Source organism: Gelidibacter gilvus (assembly GCF_004115975.1).
Classification (GTDB): Bacteria; Bacteroidota; Bacteroidia; order Flavobacteriales; family Flavobacteriaceae; genus Gelidibacter; species Gelidibacter gilvus.
In genome coordinates, this window is record NZ_SDDZ01000001.1 from 424553 (window position 1) to 447531 (window position 22979).

At 38.0% G+C, this 22979-nt stretch carries 24 protein-coding genes; 19 read left to right on the forward strand and 5 right to left on the reverse strand.

The features are described 5' to 3' along the window. Positions 1-51: 51 nt before the first annotated feature. Positions 52-975, forward strand: a complete 924-nt coding sequence (locus ESZ48_RS01815; RefSeq protein WP_129015595.1) for a DUF6427 family protein — start codon at positions 52-54, stop codon at positions 973-975. On the opposite strand, the gene upp is transcribed toward ESZ48_RS01815, so the two are convergent. Continuing rightward, positions 964-1623 (reverse strand): uracil phosphoribosyltransferase, encoded by a 660-nt coding sequence (upp, locus tag ESZ48_RS01820; RefSeq protein WP_129015596.1) that lies wholly within the window; start codon positions 1621-1623, stop codon positions 964-966. The two genes, ESZ48_RS01815 and upp, sit on opposite strands and share 12 nt — an antisense overlap. Positions 1624-1696: 73 nt before the next feature. On the opposite strand from upp, the gene ESZ48_RS01825 reads away from it, so the two are divergent. Further along, positions 1697-2305 (forward strand): DUF4254 domain-containing protein, encoded by a 609-nt coding sequence (locus ESZ48_RS01825; RefSeq protein ID WP_129015597.1) that lies wholly within the window; start codon positions 1697-1699, stop codon positions 2303-2305. A gap of 46 nt (positions 2306-2351) precedes the next feature. Continuing rightward, positions 2352-3374: a glycosyltransferase family 9 protein gene (locus ESZ48_RS01830; RefSeq protein ID WP_129015598.1), complete on the forward strand. Its 1023-nt coding sequence runs from the start codon at positions 2352-2354 to the stop codon at positions 3372-3374. A 182-nt stretch (positions 3375-3556) separates the two neighbouring features. Here the strand turns inward: ESZ48_RS01830 and ESZ48_RS01835 are convergent, their stop codons facing one another. Beyond that, entirely contained in the window at positions 3557-4612 is a 1056-nt protein-coding gene (locus tag ESZ48_RS01835; RefSeq protein WP_129015599.1) for a ferredoxin--NADP reductase, read from the reverse strand. A gap of 180 nt (positions 4613-4792) precedes the next feature. Here ESZ48_RS01835 and ESZ48_RS01840 point away from each other — a divergent pair, with 180 nt between their 5' ends. From ESZ48_RS01840 to ESZ48_RS01915, 16 genes are all read left to right on the forward strand, one after another. Then, positions 4793-6265, forward strand: a complete 1473-nt coding sequence (locus ESZ48_RS01840) for a DUF5687 family protein (protein ID WP_129015600.1) — start codon at positions 4793-4795, stop codon at positions 6263-6265. A 2-nt stretch (positions 6266-6267) separates the two neighbouring features. Continuing rightward, positions 6268-6966, forward strand: a complete 699-nt coding sequence (locus tag ESZ48_RS01845) for an ABC transporter ATP-binding protein (RefSeq protein ID WP_129015601.1) — start codon at positions 6268-6270, stop codon at positions 6964-6966. 360 nt (positions 6967-7326) lie between these two features. Beyond that, a complete protein-coding gene (gene porW / locus ESZ48_RS01850) occupies positions 7327-9912 on the forward strand; it encodes a type IX secretion system periplasmic lipoprotein PorW/SprE (RefSeq protein ID WP_449404158.1) in 2586 nt (861 codons plus the stop codon). Positions 9913-9924: 12 nt separating this feature from the next. After that, positions 9925-10368: a bactofilin family protein gene (locus tag ESZ48_RS01855; RefSeq protein ID WP_129015602.1), complete on the forward strand. Its 444-nt coding sequence runs from the start codon at positions 9925-9927 to the stop codon at positions 10366-10368. Further along, positions 10334-10567: an AtpZ/AtpI family protein gene (locus ESZ48_RS01860; protein ID WP_129015603.1), complete on the forward strand. Its 234-nt coding sequence runs from the start codon at positions 10334-10336 to the stop codon at positions 10565-10567. Before ESZ48_RS01855 ends, ESZ48_RS01860 begins: the two co-directional genes overlap by 35 nt. 198 nt (positions 10568-10765) lie before the next feature. Continuing rightward, positions 10766-11167 (forward strand): hypothetical protein, encoded by a 402-nt coding sequence (locus ESZ48_RS01865; RefSeq protein WP_129015604.1) that lies wholly within the window; start codon positions 10766-10768, stop codon positions 11165-11167. Between the two features lie 100 nt (positions 11168-11267). After that, complete coding sequence (atpB, locus tag ESZ48_RS01870) at positions 11268-12353, forward strand: F0F1 ATP synthase subunit A (protein WP_129015605.1); 1086 nt, start codon at positions 11268-11270, stop codon at positions 12351-12353. Between the two features lie 19 nt (positions 12354-12372). Continuing rightward, complete coding sequence (gene atpE / locus ESZ48_RS01875) at positions 12373-12582, forward strand: ATP synthase F0 subunit C (protein ID WP_129015606.1); 210 nt, start codon at positions 12373-12375, stop codon at positions 12580-12582. 115 nt (positions 12583-12697) lie between these two features. Continuing rightward, the gene (locus ESZ48_RS01880) at positions 12698-13192 is read left to right on the forward strand and encodes a F0F1 ATP synthase subunit B (protein ID WP_129015607.1); all 495 of its coding nucleotides are present in this window, start codon (positions 12698-12700) and stop codon (positions 13190-13192) included. Between the two features lie 47 nt (positions 13193-13239). After that, complete coding sequence (gene atpH / locus ESZ48_RS01885; RefSeq protein ID WP_129015608.1) at positions 13240-13776, forward strand: ATP synthase F1 subunit delta; 537 nt, start codon at positions 13240-13242, stop codon at positions 13774-13776. A gap of 76 nt (positions 13777-13852) precedes the next feature. After that, positions 13853-15433: a F0F1 ATP synthase subunit alpha gene (gene atpA, locus ESZ48_RS01890; protein WP_129015609.1), complete on the forward strand. Its 1581-nt coding sequence runs from the start codon at positions 13853-13855 to the stop codon at positions 15431-15433. Positions 15434-15528: 95 nt separating this feature from the next. Then, on the forward strand, positions 15529-15834 hold the full coding sequence (locus ESZ48_RS01895) for a four helix bundle protein (RefSeq protein WP_129016044.1): 306 nt from the start codon (positions 15529-15531) through the stop codon (positions 15832-15834). A gap of 29 nt (positions 15835-15863) precedes the next feature. Continuing rightward, complete coding sequence (atpG, locus tag ESZ48_RS01900) at positions 15864-16724, forward strand: ATP synthase F1 subunit gamma (RefSeq protein ID WP_129015610.1); 861 nt, start codon at positions 15864-15866, stop codon at positions 16722-16724. Between the two features lie 221 nt (positions 16725-16945). Further along, entirely contained in the window at positions 16946-17788 is an 843-nt protein-coding gene (locus ESZ48_RS01905) for an alpha/beta fold hydrolase (RefSeq protein ID WP_129015611.1), read from the forward strand. Between the two features lie 3 nt (positions 17789-17791). Continuing rightward, entirely contained in the window at positions 17792-18280 is a 489-nt protein-coding gene (locus ESZ48_RS01910) for an RNA polymerase sigma factor (RefSeq protein WP_129015612.1), read from the forward strand. After that, on the forward strand, positions 18277-18831 hold the full coding sequence (locus ESZ48_RS01915; RefSeq protein ID WP_129015613.1) for a hypothetical protein: 555 nt from the start codon (positions 18277-18279) through the stop codon (positions 18829-18831). The genes ESZ48_RS01910 and ESZ48_RS01915 overlap by 4 nt, the downstream gene beginning before the upstream one ends. 443 nt (positions 18832-19274) lie before the next feature. Here the strand turns inward: ESZ48_RS01915 and ESZ48_RS01920 are convergent, their stop codons facing one another. The 3 genes from ESZ48_RS01920 to ESZ48_RS01930 form a co-directional block, all read right to left on the reverse strand. After that, a complete protein-coding gene (locus ESZ48_RS01920; RefSeq protein WP_129015614.1) occupies positions 19275-19991 on the reverse strand; it encodes a VIT1/CCC1 transporter family protein in 717 nt (238 codons plus the stop codon). A 271-nt stretch (positions 19992-20262) separates the two neighbouring features. Further along, complete coding sequence (gene bilR, locus ESZ48_RS01925; protein ID WP_223266328.1) at positions 20263-22185, reverse strand: bilirubin reductase, long form; 1923 nt, start codon at positions 22183-22185, stop codon at positions 20263-20265. A gap of 70 nt (positions 22186-22255) precedes the next feature. Then, complete coding sequence (locus tag ESZ48_RS01930) at positions 22256-22969, reverse strand: head GIN domain-containing protein (RefSeq protein ID WP_129015615.1); 714 nt, start codon at positions 22967-22969, stop codon at positions 22256-22258. Between the last annotated feature and the right edge of the window lie 10 nt (positions 22970-22979).

Genomic DNA, 22979 nt, shown 5'->3' on the forward strand with positions numbered 1-22979 from the left:
TGTTTCCATGGAAGTAAAGACTCAGTAAGAAACCCCAGAACACAGCTCTAAATGATTTCAAGTTTTTTTAGTAAAGCAAAACCCATACATCTTCTGGTGGTAAGCGCAATGCTTCTTATTGTTTTTGTTGTGACTAAACTAACGACGCTTACAGAGCCGTTTTCAGTAGAACTTCTCTTAAAGCAGTCCTTTCTTTTTGGCGTGTGTTTAGCATCGCTTTTTGTGCTTGATTTCTTCGTCAGCAAAAACAATCTTACCAAAAGGAATAGTTATAAAATCTTGATGTTCGGTCTGTTTGTGGCCGTTTTACCGGAAAGTTTGGGCAATTCTAAATTACTTATTGCCAATTTATTTATTTTATTGGCCTTGAGGCGTATCATAAGTTTAAGATCCAGAAAAGAAATTAAGAAAAAGCTTTTTGATGCGGCCTTTTGGATCAGCTTGGCAACGCTCTTATTTTTTTGGGCATCATTATTTTATATTTTGATTTTTCTCGCCTTGTTTCTGCATTCCATTGAAGACATTAAAAATTGGATCATTCCCCTAATCGGAATACTGTGCGTTGCCATAATAGCAGCGTCTTATATGATTGTAACAGGGATGGATTTTGAAACCTATCTCAATGGCTTTTTTGACGTGAGTTTTGATTTCACCTCCTTAAACTCAAAGCGTATTATTATAGCTGTTACCTTATTACTGTCTTATGGAGTATGGGCTTCTTTTTATTTTATGAGAAGTATAAAACAACAATTAAAGAGCTATAGACCGTCATTTGTCATCGTTATTGTGTCGTCGTTAATTGCCTTGACGATTATTGTGGTTTCGCCTTATAAAGATGGCAGCGAATTCATATTTTTATTCGCACCCTTGGCTATTATCATGTCTAATTATTTAGAAATTATAACAGAAAAATGGTTTAAGGAAGGTTTGATCCTTGTTTTGATATTAGCTTCTCTATTGAACTTACTGCTGTAATTTTTCGCCAAATGCCAAATCTCCAGCATCTCCAAGCCCAGGAATGATATAGCCTTTTTCGTTTAGATCTGGATCTACGGTTGCAATCCATAAATGCGTGTCTTTACTAAAATGTTTGCGGATATAATCAATACCATCTTGCGCGCCTATAACGCACGCCAAATGCACTTCCTTAGGTTTTCCAAAAGGTTTTAGTGCTTCGTACGTGGCCACAAGAGATTGTCCTGTGGCTAACATAGGGTCTGCCAAAATAAGGGTTTTATTCTCCAAACTTGGGCATGCCGAATATTCTACAACAATCTCAAAACTATCCGGATTTTTATGATGCTGTCTATACGCCGAAATAAAAGCGTTATCCGCATTGTCAAAATAGTTCAATAACCCATTGTGCAAAGGTACACCTGCCCTTAAGATGGAACAGAGCACAATATCATTGTTCATAATGTTCATCTCGCAAGTTCCCAAAGGTGTTTTAATAATTGCGGGTTTATAATTTAACACCTTACTTATTTCATAACCTAAAATCTCTCCAATACGCTCAATATTTCTTCGAAATCGCATGCGGTCTTGTTGGATATTCACATCTCTCATTTCTGAAATGAACGTGTTTAAAATGGAATTTTTTTCTGTTAAATTGTGAATGTGCATAAGGCTTAAACTCTGTTTTGAATGGTAAAGTTAATTAATTAGAAGTATATTTACGACTTAAATTCATCAGATTATGTTTACAGCAAAAGCCAATGAAATTTTTCAAAAAGTCATCGATACGTATCACATAAAAAATACCGTTGACCAAGTTTTTAAGAACATTTACGACGAAGACGACCACTTGATTGAACATCTTTTATATAGAAAATGTTGGATAGATACCGTGCAATGGCATTATGAAGACATCATCAGAGACCCAAATATTGACCCTGTAGAGGCCTTAAAATTGAAGCGTCAAATTGATGCTTCCAACCAGGATAGAACGGATATGGTAGAATATATAGACGGTTATTTTTTAAGTCTTTATAATGATGTTGAACCTAAACCCAATGCCACGATCAATACGGAAAGTCCTGCTTGGGCCATTGACAGATTATCCATTCTAGCTTTAAAAATATATCATATGAATGAAGAGGTTGAGCGTCCTGATGCCTCTTCGTCGCATAAACTCAATTGTACCACTAAACTTAATGTGCTCTTGGAACAGCGGAAAGATTTGAGCCAAGCTATTGACGACTTACTTGTGGACATTGAGAATGGCGATAAATACATGAAAGTGTACAAGCAAATGAAAATGTACAACGACGATGAGTTGAACCCTGTGTTGCGCGGACAAAAATAACCTAATTCCTGCGCAGCCAGGAACCTCAGTCAAGATCATTTAATAGATGTCCAAACTACCCAAACACATCCTCGTCATCCGTCTTTCTGCCATGGGAGATGTTGCCATGACCATTCCTGTTTTAAGGGCGTTCACGGAGCAATATCCAGAGGTCAAGTTAACTGTTTTGACCAGAGAGTTCTTCACCCCTTTTTTTCGTGATTTAAAAAATGTATCTGTGTATGCACCAGATTTAAAAGGAAAACATGAAGGTTTTTTTGGACTATTGGAGCTTTCAAAAGAATTAAGGATTTTGGGAATTGATGCCGTAGCCGATTTGCACAACGTTCTCCGAAGTAAAATATTAAAAATCTTTCTTTTGGATCTTAAAATCATTCAAGTAGACAAAGGAAGAACTGAAAAGAAAGCGCTAGTCAATGGTAAAGTTTTCGAACAGCTAAAAACCACGCACCAACGTTATAGAGATGTTTTTGAAAAGTTAGGGTTTCCTATTAAAGATTCCGATCCCATTTTTCCGGAACGTGCCGAATTGAATTCCAAAACCCTTGAATTGGTAGGAAAGGGTACCAAAAACTGGATAGGAATTGCGCCATTTGCAGCTTACAAAAGCAAAATGTATCCTTTGGAATTAATGGAAGAAGTGATTAATGAGCTATCAAAAAACTACAAGATCCTATTGTTTGGCGGCGAAGCTGAAGCAGAGTATTTGAGTTCTCTTGAAAATGATCAGATCATCAGTATCGCCGGAAAATTAAGTCTTGATGAGGAATTGGACCTTATTTCAAATTTGGATGTGATGCTTTCTATGGATTCTGGCAACGCACATATGGCAGCTATGTTGGGTGTAAAAGTAGTGACGCTTTGGGGAGTGACCCATCCTTATGCTGGTTTTTTCCCATTTCATCAGAATGAAAATAATGCACTTTTAGCTGATCGAGAAAAATTTCCTAGAATTCCCACTTCTATTTATGGCAATAAATTCCCAGAAGGCTATGAGACGTGTATGGCAACTATCAGTCCAAAAGACATTATTGAAAAGATCGAAAACATCATAAAAAAACCCCGCTAAAAAGCAGGGTTAGATTTAATCTTATGTTAATAGATAGTCCTTATAATAGTAACAATTAAATCAGTTATAAAAATAGAGATTTCATTTTTCTTAACATAATTTTAAGAGAATTACTTCAGTATTTTCGATGAAATAAAGGATTTCATGGATTAAATGTACTTATCCTCAATTTTTATGAGGCATCAAATATCATCATAATCAATTTTAATATTTGGTGTTAATGGGTGTGCCTGACAGGTTAAGATCAAGCCTTCAGCAACTTCGCCATCGGTCAAAATATTGTTTTGACGCATTTTAGCTTCACCTTCAATCACTCTCGCCAAACAACTACTACAAATACCACCTTGGCAAGAATAAGGTGCATCTAAATCGTTATCAAGAGCGGCCTCAAGAATGGTCTGTTTTTGTGACATTTCAAAAGTTGTCGTGTCATCATCCAAAACAACGGTAATTTTTGTTTGTCCATCAGGAATGGTCGCCGTATCCCTTTCTGTAGGTTTTGCAGCCTTGAACAACTCAAAAAACACGCGGTCTTTAGGGATTTCATGTTCTACAAGTACATCTTTAACCGTGTGGATCATAGCTTCCGGACCACATAAGTAGAAGGCATCAATACTCAAGTCTTTGTGCTTGTGCTTTAAAATCAGGTTGACCGTGCTTTTTTCAATCCGTCCAAAAATAGAATCATCTTCTTGCGCTTGACTAAATACAAACTGAATGGCCAAACGATCGCTATGTTGACGATAAAGATCAAGTAATTCGCTCATGAACATTGTATCGTCTGGGGTTTTATTACCATATACCAAAACTACATTACTCATGACCTCTTCTTCCAGAGCGCATTTAATGATGCTTAAAATAGGTGTAATTCCACTTCCTGCTGCAAAGGCAGCAATATGTTTGGTTTTGGAATCATTCGGTTCAAAAATAAAATGGCCTCTTGGTGGCGCGATTTCCAATTGGTCTCCAACCTTCAACTGTTTGTTGACATAGGCAGAAAAAGTACCATCTTTTACTTCTTTTACAGCCACTCTTAAATCGCCGCTTTTTGGCGAAGAACATAAGGAGTAATCACGTCTTATTTCTGTACCATTAAGGTTAGATTTTATGGTGATATATTGGCCTGCTTTGAATTGAAAGGCTTCTTTGAGATGTTGAGGGACTTCAAAGTTGAGGGTAACCGATTTGGAAGTTACTCTCTCAATATTTTTTATGGTTAGGGTGTGAAAATGTGACATGTTATAATTTTTCCCCAAAAGTAACGAAAGCTTATAATAAATGCCACCTCTCTAACAAAATTATAAGAGAAGAACGGCTGTTTTTAAGGTGAAAGGCTTCTTAAACTTCCTTTGATTGAAATTTGTTTGTAACAATAAGTGTATTAATATTACCAATGTTTAAATCACAACCCAAACAGTATGTTTAAATATTTTATTAGTCTCGAGTGGAAATCCTTTATAAGATCAGCTTCTTTTAAAACCAATCTCTTCCTAAAAATAATGATGATTTTTGGCGCGCTATGGATGATAGCCTCATTTTCAATATTAGGGTTTGGGGTTTATTTTATGATTGAGGATGTCCTGAAAATGGAACCTTTTCAAGTGGTCAATCAAGTCTTAATTTATTATATGGTCTTTGACTTGGTGTTTCGGTATTTTCTTCAAAAAATGCCCGTTATGAACATCAAACCTTTAATGTATTTGCCCATTAAAAGAAAAGAAATTGTCAATTTTGCAATTGGTAAAACCATGATTTCGTTTTTCAATGTTCTGCATGCGTTTTTCTTTATTCCTTTTTCGATAGTACTTATCATGAAAGGTTTCCCTGTTTTACAGGTGTTGGCTTGGAATCTTGCTATTTTAGGATGGATCTATTGTAATAATTTCCTCAATATCTTCGTCAACAATAAAGATGTGGTATTCTTTGCGGTCATTGGTTTTATTGTCGTGATGATTGGGCTTCAGTATTACGGTATTTTTGACATCACACAATTTACCTATCCTATTTTTAACTCATTTTACGCAGTGCCCTATTTGGCATTTATTCCTGTAGTATTGGCAGGGGTGTTTTATAAGATAGCGTTTACCTATTTCAAAAAGAACTTGTATTTGGACGCTGGTCTTTCCGTAAAACATGACATAGCAGAAACTCAAGATTATACCTGGTTGAACCGATTTGGAAGCATGTCCACCTTCCTTAAGAACGACATTAAATTGTTGAGACGCAATAAACGTTCAAAAACGACTTTGTTGATGAGCGTGTTGTTTATATTCTACGGATTGCTGTTTTTTACCGGGTCAGTTGAAGCCTACGATGGACCTTTCTGGAGAATCTTTGCCGGTATATTTATTTCTGGCGGATTTTTATTCACCTTCGGACAATTTGTGCCAAGCTGGGACAGTGCGTATTATCCATTAATGATGAGCCAAAATATTCGTTATAAAGAGTATATCGCTTCAAAATGGTATTTAATGGTCATTGCCACTATAATTTCAACCATCATTTCTGTTTTTTACCTGTATTGGGGATGGCAGGCATATGCTGCGGTTGTAGTTGGCGCCATTTACAACATTGGCGTAAACAGTCATTTGGTACTTTGGGGAGGTGCGTATATAAAAACGCCAATTGACCTGACCACAAGTAAAAAAGCTTTTGGAGACAAACAGGCGTTTAATGCGAAGACCTTGTTATTGACCATTCCAAAATTGTTATTGCCAATGGTCATTTATGCCGTTGGACATTTTACACTAGGTGAAGTTTTTGGTTTTGCTTTGGTTGCAATTGCAGGATTGACCGGATTTTTATTCAAGAATAAAGTATTCGATATTATAGAAAAAGTCTATAAATCAGAAAAATATAAAACATTAGCAGCTTACAAACAAAACAACTAATTATGATAACAGTATCCAATCTATCAAAATCATATAATGCGGGCCCGGTTTTAAACATTGAAAACCTCGACATTCCAAAAGGTCAGAGCTTTGGCTTGGTGGGCAATAATGGTGCAGGAAAAACCACGTTTTTCAGTCTTTTGCTCGATTTGATCCAGCCCACCACAGGATTCATTAAAAGTAAGGACATCCAAGTCAATGAAAGTGAAGACTGGAAACCTTTTACTTCGGCTTATATTGATGAAACATTTTTAATTGGCTATTTGACTCCAGAAGAATACTTCTATTTTATTGGGGAATTACGCGGTCAAAATAAAGCCGATGTGGATGCTTTATTAAAGCAATTTGAAGACTTTTTCCATGGCGAAATATTAAACCAAAAAAAGTATCTAAGAGATTTGAGCAAGGGCAACCAGAAAAAGGTAGGCATTATCGCCGCACTCATCGGGAATCCCGAAGTCATCATTCTTGATGAACCTTTTGCAAATCTTGATCCAACCACCCAAATCCGTTTGAAACAGATCATCAAAAATCTTGCAGGGCAACAAGGCGTTACGGTACTGGTATCAAGTCATGACCTGATGCATGTTACGGAAGTGAGTGATCGGATTGTAGTTTTGGAAAAAGGAGAAGTTATAAAAGACTTGGCCACAAGTGCAGCCACGTTGAAAGAATTGGAAGCACATTTCGCAGGGGAATAACTGGATATCGTAGCGAAACAACACCTCACAGATTTTTACTTGTCCGCCTAAGGAGGAAAACCTGTGAGGTCTTGTCACATCTTCTGTACATGAAATGAAACGCCTTTCCATCTGATAGTTCAGGTAAGTGTTGTTGATTCTAACTGATACTCGAAGGATTTTTGAAACAAACGTAAAATTGCAATTTGGTACTTTTGTTTTGGGATTTTTAAGTTTTACATCTCCGCACCTATACGAGAGATACCTGAGAAACACCCAAGTAACAGGCATCGAAAAGTCCACTGATTTTTCCCCTATAATTCAAAAAGATGCTTATTTTTACAGCATTGCATAATATTTGCAGCTGTTTTCAGTTATCTTATGAACCTAATACGACCCACGTTGCACAGCTTTTATAAATCCATATTATTTCTGGTTTTGACGGCACTTATAGTCACAAGTTGCTCGCGCAAGAAGGATACCTTCATCAACAGAAATTTCCATGCAATGGGCACAAAGTATAATATTCTCTATAATGGAAATATTGCGCTGGAAAATGGAAGAGCCGCCGTGGACGATGCGTTTACGGATAATTTCTGGGAGTTGCTTTCTGTAGAACGTATGGAAACTACCGATGATTTTATGCTTCCGGGACAATCTAAAAATTCCGATTTTGAACGTGCTGAAGAAAAAGCAATTAAAGCAGTTCAAACCCATGGCATGAATATCAAAGGCAGGGAATACAACCCTCAAATTGATGAAGCTTATTTATTGCTTGGAAAAGCACGTTATTTTGACCAACGTTTTATTCCAGCAGTGGAAGCCTTTAATTATATTCTTTACAAATACGCGGCTAGCGACAAAATCAATGAAGCAAAGATTTGGCGTGAGAAAACGAACATGCGACTTGAAAACAATGAGCTTGCCATCAAGAATTTAAAGCGATTGATGCGACAGGAAAAATTGAGCGATCAGGATTTAGCCGACGCTACCGCTACTTTGGCGGAAGCCTACATCAACATTGAGGCAAAGGACAGCGCTTTGACCCAATTGGCAATTGCAGCCGCACATACTAAGAAAAACAACGAAAAAGCACGTTACAATTATATCAGGGGCCAACTTTACAATGAGTTTGGCTATAAGGACAGTGCCAATATTGCCTTTGATAAGGTGATTAATTTGCACAGAAAAGTACCTCGAGCTTATTATATCAACGCACATTTGGCAAAAGCCGCCAACTTTATGTTGGATACTGGCGATGTTTTAGCATTCCATGAATATCTCACTGACCTTGAAGAGGACAGAGAGAACCGACCATTTTTGGACAAAATCTATTACCGGATTGCAGAATTCCATAAAGAGGCCGATCGCGATTCTTTAGCGGTTGTATATTATAACAAATCCCTAAGGTCATCTTCAGGCGATAGACACTTACGAGCTCTCGACTACGTGACGCTGGGCGATATGAGTTTTGACAAATCGGAATATAGAACAGCAGGTGCTTATTATGACAGTACGTTAACCAATATGGTGGTCGACTCCAAACCTTTCCGAACGATCAAACGCAAAAGGGAAAACTTGGACGATGTCATTTATTATGAAGGTGTAGCGCAAGTAAACGATAGCATCTTGAATTTGGTGAGTTTATCTGACGCCGATAGAATCGCCGTTTTTGAAACTTACATCGATAAATTAAAGGCAGAAGCCCAAGAGTTAAAAGAGCAAGAAGAAATTGCCTTGAGGAAGGCCAATTCAGGTATTGTATCCGCTGATAATATCGGCGATAACAGAAATCTGGGGAACATTGCAAGCAGCGGCTCAAAACCACCGGGTGGTGCAAAATCAACATTCTATTTTTATAATTCGAATACCGTAGCCTACGGAAAAAATGAGTTTTTGAAAATTTGGGGAGACCGTTCACTTCAAGATAATTGGCGACTTTCAAGTACGCGAAGTAATGAGCTCACCGTCCAAAGTAATAATTTGGCAATTGACGCTTCAGAAGAGGAACGTTACGATCCGGAGTTTTATGTTTCAAAAATTCCTTCCGATCAAAAAGTTATTGACAGCATCAATAAAGACAGAAATTACGCCTATTATCAATTGGGAGTCATCTATAAGGAAAAGTTTCAGGAATACGAACTTTCAAAAGAAAAGCTCACCACCTTGATGCAGAACAATCCAGAAGAGCGCCTCGTATTGCCATCCAAATACAACTTGTACAAATTATATGGTCGATTGGACGAAACCAATGCTGCAGAGCAGATGAAGCAGGATATCATTACAAATAATCCAGAATCGAGATACGCTGCCATTCTTTTAAATCCAAAATCGGAAATGTCTAAGGACGAGAACAGTCCTGAAAGTATTTATGAGCGTACCTATGCCAGTTATGAAGCACAAAATTTTCAAGAGGTCATCGATCAGAGCGATAAGTACATTCTTGAATTTGAAGGCGAGGCCATTGTGCCTAAGTTTGAAATTTTAAAAGCCTCGGCAAAAGGCCGTCTGTACGGATTTGAAGCTTATAAAGAGGGTGTGAATTATATCGCTTTAAACTTTCCAAATTCTGAAGAGGGCAAACGCGCTCAGGAAATCATGAAAAACGTTATTCCTGCATTATCAGACAGGGAATTTAAAACAGATTCCATTGGCTCCAAATTCAATGTTCTGTACAAGTTTGAAAATACCAGCAATGAAGATTTAGATGCCTTTTTAAAGACATTGAATGATGAGGTCACCCAAATCCGATATTTCGATTTGAGCGTTTCCAAAGATGTTTATGATATTAACACTACTTTTATAGTGGTACATGGCCTAAAGAGTATTTACGGAGCAAGCGGATTTGCCGATTTGCTAAGAGAACGAAAAGCCAATATTACACGACCTTATATTGCCATTTCATCACCTAACTATGAAATTGTGCAAAGACATAAAAACCTCAAAGACTACCTAGAAAATCAATAAACCACCAGAATTATGTTTACAGAAAAACCAAAAAAAGGAAAAACAACCTCAGAATCAGTTAATCAACAAAACACTATAGCAAAAGGTACCACCATTACGGGTGATATCATTAGCGATGGCGATTTTAGAGTTGAAGGAACCATATTGGGCAACGTTAAAACGCCCGGTAAAGTGGTTCTTGGAAAAACAGGAATTATTAACGGCACACTTAAGGGCGCCAATGCAGATATTGAAGGGAAGTTTTCAGGAAAACTTATTCTTTCAGATACCTTATCATTAAAATCCTCAGCTTTTGTTGAAGGCGAAGTAGAAGTGGGCAAATTGGCCGTAGAGCCAGGCGCTGCGTTCAATGCTACCTGTCTAATGAAAGGCACTCTCAAAGACCATAGCAATACAAATACTTCAAAAGCACCAGAAACCAATGCCAGAGCAACCGAAAAAGGGCAACCCGCTTAATAGCTATGCAAAATATTCTGGTATAGGCATCCAAATGTTTGCTATTATCGGAATTGGCAGCTTTATAGGCGTCAAGCTTGACGACCATTACGGCAATGAAGGCAGTCTTTGGACCATTATATTGTCCTTAACGGCCACTATTGTGGCGGTGGTTTTTGTAATAAGACGTATTATTGCAAATTCAAAAGACGATAATTAAAGCCCATAACAAATAATCTATGGTTTTATTCCCTTGTACATTGCGCTTGTCGAAATGAAGGGAAGTGCTTGTCCCGTTTTTTGGTAGGACTTAAATTCCGTGTTGTAATATAAGTGCTATCTACCAACAGGCAGATGCATGCGTTTTTTGAAACACCGTGCGGAATAATCATAACATCCAATAAATTTTCCTTATTTAATGAATCCAACCTTTATAAAAAGACAAGTTAATTTCTTACTTCTCATCACTGTTTTAAGTTTAGTACTTTATGGTATGCATAGTTATTTGCTGACCTATTTTGGAACGGAACTGAAATTGTTTTTTCCCGTGTGGCACATTTATGTCTTTCATTTTGTCGTAACCACCTTGTTGTACACTGCGGTAAACTATAAGTTTTCAACTGGTAAAACGGATATTTTTATGTTGTTCATGATTTGTACCTTCATTAAAATGTTTCTGGCTATTTTGTTTTTGTTACCTATCATATTATCAGATTTTGAGAAGAAACAACCCGACATTTTTAACTTCTTTATTCCTTATTTTATCTTTCTGGGCTTTGAGGTTTACTCCATTACAAAATTCCTCCAAAAAGCACCATAAAGACCCTAGGCTTAATATTGATAAAAAAGTGTTTGACATTTAACATAATGTACGTACATTTGCACGGAATTTAGAGCAAGGTATTTTTAAGCTATTTATAATGACATTAAACACTTTAAGAGCCGTATTATTTTTAGTTTTTTCTGTAGCAATCACCAATTCTGGTTTTGCTTCACAAGATAACGAAGATCAAGATGAAGGGTTCAATGCCACTGAGATGATTATGCATCACGTTAAAGATGCCCATGAATTTCATATTGTAGATTGGAATAATGAACCTATAACTATTGCATTGCCAATCATTCTTTACACCGATAACGGCTTGGTTACGTTCATGTCAAGCGAATTTCATCACGATGATTCAGGATCGCAAATTGTTGAAAAAAATGGTGAGCGCTTTGTGAAATATCATGAAAAAATCTATCAATTGGGCTCTGGCGTTGATGCCTTGGCTTTTGATGAGGAAGAGCACCCAACAAATGCCACTTTGCCACTAGATTTCTCCATTACCAAAAACGTCTTTATGATGTGGGTGTCAGTGCTTGTATTGTTCTTAATATTTATTTCTGCAGCAGGTAAATACAAAAAATCAAATAATTTCATACCAAGAGGCATTGCTTCCTTTGTTGAACCTTTAGTGATTTTCATTAGAGATGAGGTAGCTATCCCTATGATTGGTGAAAAGAAATACAGAAAATTCATGCCGTTCTTGTTGAGTGTGTTTTTCTTTATTTGGATCAATAATATTTTTGGATTGATTCCTATTTTAAACGGTGCCAACGTGAGTGGTAATATTGCATTTACTTTGACTCTGGCCTTGTTCACCTTCTTTATTACCATGTTCAGTGGTAATAAAAATTACTGGAAGCATATTTTCTGGATGCCAGGCGTTCCAGTGCCGATGAAACTATTCTTAGCACCGATTGAGCTTATTGGGATGTTTGTAAAACCATTTTCATTAACCATTCGTTTGTTTGCTAACATTACGGCCGGACATATTATTATCTTATCGTTAATGTCTCTAATCTTTACCTTTCAAAGCATCGCTATTGCACCGGTATCGGTTGGGTTTTCATTGTTCATTTTAATTATAGAAATTGTAGTTGTTGCAATTCAAGCATATATATTTACCGTGTTGTCTGCCTTGTATATAGGTATGGCCACTGCGGAAGAAGACAATCATTAATTAATTTAAATTTTATATTATGACTATTACAGGAATTGCAGCATTAGGAGCTGGTATGGCGGTTATTGGAGCAGCTATTGGAATTGGTAAAATTGGTGAAGCAGCTATGAATGCTATGGCTCGTCAACCAGAAATCCAAGGAAAACTTCAAACTTCAGCGCTTATCTTAGCGGCTTTCGTAGAGGCAGTAGCACTTTTTGGTGTTGTTGCGGCGATCATCGTTAGCTAGGTAACTATTAAGAAGAACACAGAAATAACGGTTGGTTATTTCTGTGTTTTATTACACTTCGAAGTTGTAAGGTCGAAGAAAAAATTTAAATTATAAAAAATAAAACCTATTATAGATGGATTTAATTACACCAGGGTTAGGACTTGTTTTTTGGTCACTCATTACTTTTTTCATTCTACTTGTAGTATTGAGAAAATTCGCATGGAAACCAATTTTAGGAGCTGTAGATGAACGTGAGAACGGCATTAAGAATGCTTTGGAAGCGGCTGATAAAGCGCGCAAGGAAATGGAGAATCTTAAGGCTGATAACGAACGTATCCTTAACGAAGCACGTGCTGAGCGTGAAGCTATGTTAAAAGATGCGCGTGATATCAAAAACAAGATGGTCAATGATGCCAAAGAAGAAGCACAGGAACAGGCCACTAAAATGATCGCTCAAGCTCAAGAAGCTATTGAAAACGAAAAGAGATCGGCTATGGCTGAACTTAAAAATCACGTGGCAAGCTTATCTATTGAGATTGCTGAAAAAGTAGTACGTGAAGAATTATCCAACAAAGGCAGACAATTAGAATTGGTCGAGGCTATGTTAGGTGATGCAAAATTGAATTAAGAGATTAAGTATAATTAAATAAGATCCCTGCCTTCGCAGGGAGTAATATGGCACAAAGAAGAACAGCAATACGTTACGCAAAAGCAGTTTTGGAGCTGGCTAAAGACCAAAAGTCGGCAGAGCTTGTCAATGCTGATATGAAGTCCATTGCTAATGCTGTAGAAGCAAGTACAGAATTAAAAGACATGCTTTTGAGTGCTGTAATACCTGCTGCAACAAAAAAATCGGCGTTATTGGCAATTTTCAAGGACCTTAACAAATTAAGCTCAAGTCTGATTGATACTTTAATTACCAACAAACGAATTAATATATTGGGTGAAGTAGCGCAAAAGTATACAGAGCTATTTAATGAAAGTCAAGGCAAGCAAGTAGCAAAAGTTACTTCGGCGGTGCCATTAACTGAAGCGCTTCAAGCTAAAGTATTGGCGAAAGTAAAAGAGCTCACCGGGAAGGAAGCAGAAGTTGTAAACATTGTCGACGAATCCATTTTGGGTGGCTTCATTTTGCGTGTTGGAGATATTCAGTACGATGCAAGTATTTCGAACAAATTAAATAAGTTAAAAAGAGAATTTACATTAAACTAAAAGTTTTATTGATTTGTCACACTGAGCGCAGTCGAAGTGGTACAAGAAAATCAATGGAAATAATATCTAATAGAAAATGGCAGAAGTAAAACCAGCTGAAATTTCAGCAATCTTAAAGCAACAATTGTCAGGATTTGAAGCTAGCGCTTCATTGGACGAAGTAGGAACAGTTTTGACTGTTGGAGATGGTATTGCCCGTGTTTACGGCTTAGCAAACGTTCAATATGGCGAATTGGTTGAATTTGCAGATGGTCTTGAAGGCATCGTACTGAATCTTGAAGAAGATAACGTAGGTGTCGTATTGTTGGGACCTTCAGTGGGTGTCAGCGAAGGCTCTATTGTAAAACGTACAGAACGTATTGCTTCCCTAAAAGTTGGTGAAGAAATCGTAGGACGTGTTGTTGATACTTTAGGAACTCCAATTGACGGAAAAGGTCCTATTGGTGGAACGCTTTATGAAATGCCATTAGAACGTAAAGCTCCTGGGGTTATTTACCGTGAACCGGTAACTGAACCATTACAAACAGGTATCAAATCTATTGATGCCATGATTCCTGTAGGTAGAGGACAACGTGAGTTGGTTATTGGTGACCGTCAAACTGGTAAAACAGCAGTTTGTATTGATACCATTATCAACCAAAAAGAATTTTTTGATGCAGGTGAGCCTGTATATTGCATCTATGTAGCCGTTGGACAAAAAGCGTCAACAGTTGCTTTAATTGCAAAAACATTAGAAGAAAAAGGAGCAATGGCTTACACAACAATTGTTGCGGCCAATGCATCGGATCCTGCTGCAATGCAAGTATATGCGCCATTTGCTGGTGCTGCAATTGGTGAGTATTTTAGAGATACTGGCCGTCCTGCATTGATTGTTTTTGATGACTTATCAAAACAAGCAGTAGCCTACCGTGAAATTTCGTTATTGTTACGTCGTCCACCGGGACGTGAGGCGTATCCAGGTGACGTTTTCTACCTTCACTCAAGATTATTGGAGCGTTCTGCAAAAATCATCAATAATGATGCTATTGCTAGAGAAATGAACGATTTGCCAGATGTGTTGAAACCAATCGTAAAAGGTGGTGGCTCATTAACGGCATTGCCTATTATTGAAACACAAGCAGGTGACGTATCGGCATATATTCCTACCAACGTAATTTCTATTACTGACGGACAGATTTTCTTGGATGGTGACTTGTTTAACTCTGGGGTTCGTCCAGCAATTAACGTGGGTATTTCAGTATCTCGTGTTGGTGGTAACGCACAGATTAAATCCATGAAAAAAGTAGCTGGAACCTTAAAATTAGACCAAGCACAATTCCGTGAACTGGAAGCGTTTGCTAAGTTTGGTTCTGACCTTGATGCGGTAACCTTGAACATTATTGAAAAAGGAAGACGTAACGTTGAGATCTTGAAACAAGCTCAAAACGATCCCTTTAAAGTTGAAGATCAAGTGGCCATCATTTACGCCGGATCTAAAAACTTATTGAGAGATGTTCCTGTAGAGAAAGTAAAAGAATTTGAACGTGATTACTTAGAATTCTTAAGAGGTAAGCACAGTGATACACTTGCAGCCTTAAAGGCAGGAAAACTTACGGATGAGATAACTGATACATTGGCAGCAGTGGCTAAGGAATTATCGGCGAAGTATAGAAAATAAAAAGTTATGAGTTTAGAGTTATGAGTTCAGAGTTAATAATCTCGAATAAAGAATTCATAACTCCACACTCATAACTTGAAAAAAGATGTCATTAGATAGCAGTCCAATTCGCATGCGAGATTGTTCTTTTTACTGATAAATTAAAACAAAACAAAGACTTTGAGTTAGCATCTCAAATATTAAAGAGTGGAACAAGTATTGGTGCCAATACAAGAGAAGCTCAAAGAGGTGTAAGTACAAAGGATTTTAAAAATAAATTTGGAATAGCCCTTAAAGAGGCTGACGAAACCAAATATTGGTTGGAAATTCTTGAAGCAACAGGAAGAGACGTACCAAAAGACCTGAAGGATAAGTGTGAAGAGTTAATTAGAATTTTAGTAGCTATAATTAAAAACTCATAACTCTGCACTGATAACTCATAACTTGAAAAATGGCAAACTTAAAAGAAATACGTAACAGAATTACATCGGTGTCTTCCACGATGCAGATTACCAGTGCCATGAAAATGGTATCTGCTGCAAAGTTGAAGAAAGCGCAAGATGCGATTACTGCTATGCGTCCGTATTCTGATAAATTAACGGAACTATTACAAACCTTAAGCGCGACTTTAGATGCAGATTCTGGAAGTGAATTTGCAGAACAGCGTGATGTCCAAAATGTAACTTTGGTGTCCGTAACTTCCAATAGAGGTTTGGCAGGGGCATTTAACTCAAATATTATCAAAGAAACCAATCGTTTGATAAAAGAAGAATATGCCGGTAAAAATGTTTCTGTTTTTGCAATAGGAAAAAAAACCAGCGATGCTTTTAAGAAAGGTGATCGAGTGATTGCCAATAAAAGCGATGTTTTTGACGATTTGACCTTTGACAACGTTGCAGAGATAGCAGACTTGTTGATGGAACATTTCTTGACTGAAAAAACGGATAAAATTGTTTTAGTGTATAACAAGTTTAAGAACGCCGCAACTCAAGAGATCATGAGCGAACAGTTTTTACCAATTGTTCCGATCGAAGGTGATGAGGAAATTGACACCGATTATATCTTTGAACCTTCAAAAGCAGAAATCGTTAAAGAATTAATTCCTAAATCTTTGAAGACACAGCTTTATAAAGCCCTTAGAGACTCTTTCGCTTCAGAACATGGCGCGCGTATGACTGCAATGCATAAAGCAACAGATAACGCCACAGAATTGAGAGATCAGCTTAAGTTGACCTATAACAAAGCACGTCAAGCTGCCATTACTAATGAAATCTTAGAGATTGTTGGTGGAGCGGAAGCGCTTAATAACTAAATAACAAATTCCTGCGAAGGCAGGAATCTCATATTGAAAAGCCTCACCCTCCAAAGTGAGGCTTTATTTTTGTTCCATTACCGCCACAGAATTGAGCGATCAGCTCAAGTCCAGCTACAACAAAAACCTACAACAAAGCCTTTTTTCGCCCCCCAAAAAACTTTCCATGTAACATTTTAATGATTTTGTATCTAAAGGGAAAATCATTTAAAATCTCTATCATGAAAACAATTAAAAACTATGTATTTGCAATTATCGGCCTGGTCAGTTTCTCAGTTTCTGCCCAAAACAAAACTTTTGAAGTTGCTATTGTAGGAACAGGCGATCCCATTTTGTTCTTTCCAGGATTTACATGTCCTGGCGAGGTGTGGGAGGATGTAGTTAAGGAATTATCCAAAAACCATACCTGTCATGTCTTCACGTTTGCTGGATTCGGAACGGTGCCAGCCATTGAAAAACCGTGGTTACCTAAGATTAAAGAAGGTATCTCACAATACATTTCGGAAAATCAATTGGAAAATGCTACCATTGTAGGGCATAGTTTGGGCGGTACATTAGGCCTATGGCTAGCTTCTGATAGTCGCTTTGATTTTAAAGAAATAATTGTTGTGGATGCGTTAGCCTCCACCGGTGCTTTAATGATCCCTAATTTTGATAGTGAAACCATCGTGTATGACAATCCTTTCAATCAAAGTTTACTGACTATGGATGATGACAACTTTGAAATCATGGCAACGCAAATGGCCTCCGGAATGGCTTTAAATAAGGACAAGCATGACCAAATTAGATCATGGATTTTACAAACCGATCGTGAAACCTATGTTTACGGGTTCACCGATTTGCTTAAATTAGATTTAAGAGAAACTATCTCCAAAATTACAGTTCCAGTAACTATTTTGGCGGCCACCCAACCTTATGGAGAGGCAGCAGTTAGGACCATTTATGAGGAGCAATATAAAAACCTTAAAACGTATACCATTAAATATGCGCCTGATGCTGCACATTTCATCATGTACGATCAACCAGATTGGCTATTAAAAAACATCTCGGAAGCACTGCAGTAACCAATGACACCACAAAAGAAAGCGTTTGAACAGATTTACGAGACCAACTACCCAAAAGTGTTCCGTCTTTGCCAAGGGTACACCAATGGCGACGAAGCTTTGTCAAAGGATTTGGCGCAGGAAGTCTTTATAAAGTGTTGGCAACATTGGGATTCCTTTCGAAACCAATCGAATATATCCACTTGGATCTACAGAATTGCCGTAAACACCTGTCTTCTTGAATTGCGCAATAAAAAAACAGTCCCTATTGCCAACCATTTGAAACATTTGGAGGCATCCGAAGACACCATTTCTGTTTCAAAAGAGTTCCAGTTGCAACAGTTGTATCAGTGCATCGGAAAATTGAATACCGACAATAAATCAATTATTTTACTCGAATTGGAAGGCTTGCCTCAAAAGGAAATCGCCGAGATTATAGGACTAAGCCATGAAGCCGTTAGGGTAAGAGTCCACAGAATAAAAAGCGAATTAACTAAATGTGTTAAAAAATGAAAACATTCGAAGATTTAAAATCGCAATGGGAAGAACAATCGCAACCCGAAATACCTAATGATGGTTCTAAAATCGTCATGCAAAGAATAAACGATATTCAAAACAAACAGCGGATTACCAATGCGGTCCTTTTGACCACGACCATGGTTTTGATTGGCTTTTTCTTTTATGTTAATGCCTATTCAAGCCTTGTGGTAAGCTTAGGACTGCTATTAATGATTGGTTCGTTAATAGTGAGGATCATGATTGAGTTTTTCAGTATTAAAGCCCTTGAGCGCATAGATTTTACAAAGGACGCCGTAACTTTTAAAACCGATATGATCAGCTACTATAAAAAAAGGATAACCACACATTACGTGGCAACACCCATAATTCTTGCGCTTTATGCCACTGGGTTTATCCTACTATTGCCTTCATTTAAACAAAACCTGTCACAAGGGTTTTACAGGTATATTGTGGTTTCGGCAATAGTCATTTTAATCGTCATGGTGTTTTTTATCTGGAAGCAGATTCAAAAGGAATTGAACAGCTTAAAACAACTTAAAAGTTAGGCACCCAACCAACTTTCTTTATTAAGCCTTTTAAATCATTTTAAAAGGCTTTTTAGATGATAATACTGAAATTGGATGTGCGAGTTTTGTAATAGCAAGGTGAAGCTTAAAAATGCTGGAACGCGTTTGCATCTCGTAGCTCCGCTCCGATAAAACAGCGAGCCATGTCACAACCCCAAAGTTTACAAATTATAAACCTTCAAGATGATGAAATTTATAGTTACAGCGCATACGTTAACGATTGGTATTTGCGCAAGCGTAGGAAGAGAATAGTGTGCCAGGGGATACATTGGCGCGTGAGCGGGGCAACAAGCTCTTAAAACAAGCTTTTGCAATTGCAATAGTGGGATTGGTATATGATGAGGCGCATAGAAGTACTTTGGTGGAAATTAAATACATTTTTACTTGTTTTTCAGCACCGTACTTTATTGTATGTGGTTTTTTTATCCAAGATTCACATTGAACAAATAACCCACTAAAGCAGTCAGTCCCATGGCGACAGTTCCCCAAAATGTAATTCTGATAATTGCTTTTGCGATACTTGAACCACCAGTTTTAGCTGCTAAAGCTCCTAAAATTATCAGAAAAAACAGTGCGAAACCGTAAAGAGAATATTCCAGACTTTTAAAAGGAAGAAAGAGCGTTACTAAAAATGGAAGTAAACCTCCTACTGTAAATGCAGCACCAGATGCAAATGCAGCTTGTATAGGTTTAGCCTGACTAATTTCATTAATTCCTAACTCGTCTCTAATATGAGCACCCAATGCATCGTGTTCCGTTAACTCTTTAGCTACTGTTAATGCCGTATCTTTTTTTAGACCTCTTTTTTCATAAATTTCTGCTAGTCGTTGTAATTCCAGTTTGGGCATTTCTTTCAATTCAATTTTTTCACGCTCAATATCAGCCTTTTCTACGTCTGTTTGTGAACTTACCGAAACATATTCTCCAGCAGCCATTGATAAAGCACCAGCAACTAGTCCAGCCAATGTTGCCAAAATAACAGGCTCTCGTAAATCACTTGCAGCAGCAACTCCAATCGCGATACTCGCAGTAGATAAAATTCCATCGTTAGCTCCAAGGACAGCGGCTCTCAACCAATTACTTCTGTGTATATAATGATTGTCTAAATAACTATCTAATTCCTCTGTTTTTTCTGACATTTCTAATGTTTGTTCAAATTATATACAACGGTTTGTAAAAGATTAGTAGCCGATGGCGAATCTCAAATCTTTAATTTATTGCAAAATTCGTATGTAAGCTACAATATTCCTATTACAACCATGCTGGCTATGACTTTTATATTTTGTGACCACCAGTAATTTTTTCTTTCGTAATGTCTTTATTTTGGTATTTATTGAAGATTTCCGTTCTTATTTATACCGGTCCCATTAGATCAGTTCCGTCAAGCTCCATACGAGTATCAATAATATTTTAAAGTGAATTGGCGGCATCGTATCCAGCTTTGATAGCATGCGAAATATCAGAAACCTTTGAACAGTCGCCTACTTTAACCACCGAAATGCCGCGGTCGCTCAGAGCTTTCGTGTCGAATTTCTCGGGATGCGAGCCACTAGCCATCACAACATAGTCGCACGGAATTTTTACAACCTTACCATTCGGTTCTTCGCAGATTAATTCACCCACAGCAATGTTAGTCACTTTGTGTTCTGTAAACTGCGCCACCCCATGCTTGTTAAATAGTTCGAGCATTGTAGGTAAAACGGTGGGGCCGATCTCGCCTGCAATCTTGTCGCGCATTTCCACTATAGATACTTTACAGCCTTGCTCGGCAAGATATTCAGCAGTCTCACAGCCTACCATACCTCCTCCTATAACTGCCACACGACCAGATACGTTCTGCTCGCCTGCAAGCACTTTCCAGGCATCACACACGTTAGAACCATTCACGCCTGGGATTGGGGGAATAAAATTTGTTGCGCCTACCGCTACAATCACAGCTTCGGGTGCCATTGCCAGAATACTCTCGCTGGTGGCCTTTTCGCCCAACCGTAGTATGACGCCATTGGAGTGTATCGCGTGCTCAAGATCTTCCACTGTACGACGTATTTCACTCTTCCGTGGAGGCTTGTCTGCGATGTTCAATTGCCCGCCCAGCTTGGTATCTTTTTCGATTAGCGTCACATGATGTCCTTTAATTGCAGAAACGCGTGCGGCTTCAAGCCCAGCTGGACCGCCTCCGATGACCACCACCTTTTTCTTTAGGTTTGTCTGAGTGATGATTCTCGTTTCTTCAAAGCCGTTTTCCGCATTTACGACACAGGCGATGAACCCGCCGGTCATTACCGCATCTACGCAGCCCTCGTTGCAACAGATACAGCGAATAATACTTTTTGCCTTTCCGGCGGCAGCCTTGTTTATCCAATCAGGATCTGCCAAGAGTGCACGCCCAATTCCTACCATATCAACCTTGCCAGCTTCAAGTAATTCTTCTGCCATCTCAGGATCGATGATTCGCCCTGAGGTGCTGACAGGAATTGTGACCGCTTGCTTAACTGTGCCTGCGATATCTGCAAAGAAACAATTAGGTTGTACACCCATCGGTGGAATGGTATCTGCCAAATTTCCTGTATGGTTCGCCTGAGCAACATGTAGCATATGTACACCAGCTTCTTCAAGCAACTTTGCAAATTGCGGAGCATCAGCCTCATCAATTCCGCCTTTTCCAAGCGCTGGGGTTACTACAGGTAATTTATATTCGATGATCAAATCAGGCACAGCTTCTCTTAGCGCTTTTACCAACATTAATGCAAATCGGGTTCTGTTTTCTAGGCTGCCTCCAAACTTGTCAGTTCGATAATTCATTTTCGTACTACATAGTGCGCCCACAAGCCTGTCACCATGCACCTGGATGGCATCAATCCCCGCTTTTTGAGCGCGTACAGCACAGGCGCACATCTTTTTAAGGATTTCCATCAACGCTTCTTCCGTCACTTCGTTAACGAAATTGTCCATATCATGGTGTAACCGCGCACGTACTTTGTCCTGTTCACCATTGGCAAACATTAAGTTGAGGGCATCAACGTCATATTCTGGATGAAAAATCTGTACACCGATTTTTGCACCATACGCATGTACGTTGTCTGCGAGCAATTTAAAGCTCTCGATTTGACTATCTTCATAGAGCTTTGGCGTTGGAGCAAAACTTCGGATAGGTGCTACATCACCCAGAACGATATAGCCCACACCTCCCTTAGCAAGTCGGGTATAAAAAGCACGACTCTGTGCACTTATACTTCCGTCCTTAGCTTCATAGCCCGTGGTGAGTGGAGGAAGCAATAGCCGGTTCTTGAACGTAAGGCCACCAATGGTAATCGGTTCTAATATTTTCATCATGATTTTTTATTAATCATAAAAGTCAAGTAATACGCTGACCTTTATCTAATTATTTAAATTTCTAAAAGGACTACTTGATTCTATTGACATTCCCTAATTTAGATATATCCGTTTTTACTTCTGCGGGGTTGCCATAATAATTTATGTTGCCTAATCCTTTCATTGTAATATCGATGCTTTCTTCAGCATAAACAGACATATTCTCCATTCCTTCGCTAACTATTTTTACCCTTTTAGATTTAAATTCTGAAGCATCTATTTCTCCTAATCCTACCGAATTAATAGAGGTTAAATTTGAGGTTCCTTTTATTTTAATAGAGCCGATAGACTTAGAAGTTAAGCTGAATGTTTCTACTTGGCAATCGTCTATTATAATTTCCCCAACCCCTTTGTTACTAATACTTAATTCATCACTAATGAATTTATTCTTAATGTGAAGAGTGCCTATACTTTCAAAGTTTACTTTCGCTAAGTGAGGAGAACCTACTCGTACAACAAGTTTCTTTTTGCCGGTAAACTTTCGTTTGTTTCTCATTTCAATAGAAAGTTCACCTTCATCATCTGATACTTTTAGGGCATCAATTAAAATGGAGCTACCCGAAACATTTAAATAAGCGCTATCGGATTGTTCATAAAAGACTTCTCCGATTAGTTCTAAATTCAAACTTGTAAATTCGGAAATATCATAAGTCTTTGAAGTATTTGACTCGGACTTCAAATCTTTGCAGGACACCAGAGAGAATAGTGTAAAAACCGCTGTAATTAAAATAGTTGCTTTTTTCATGATTTGTATT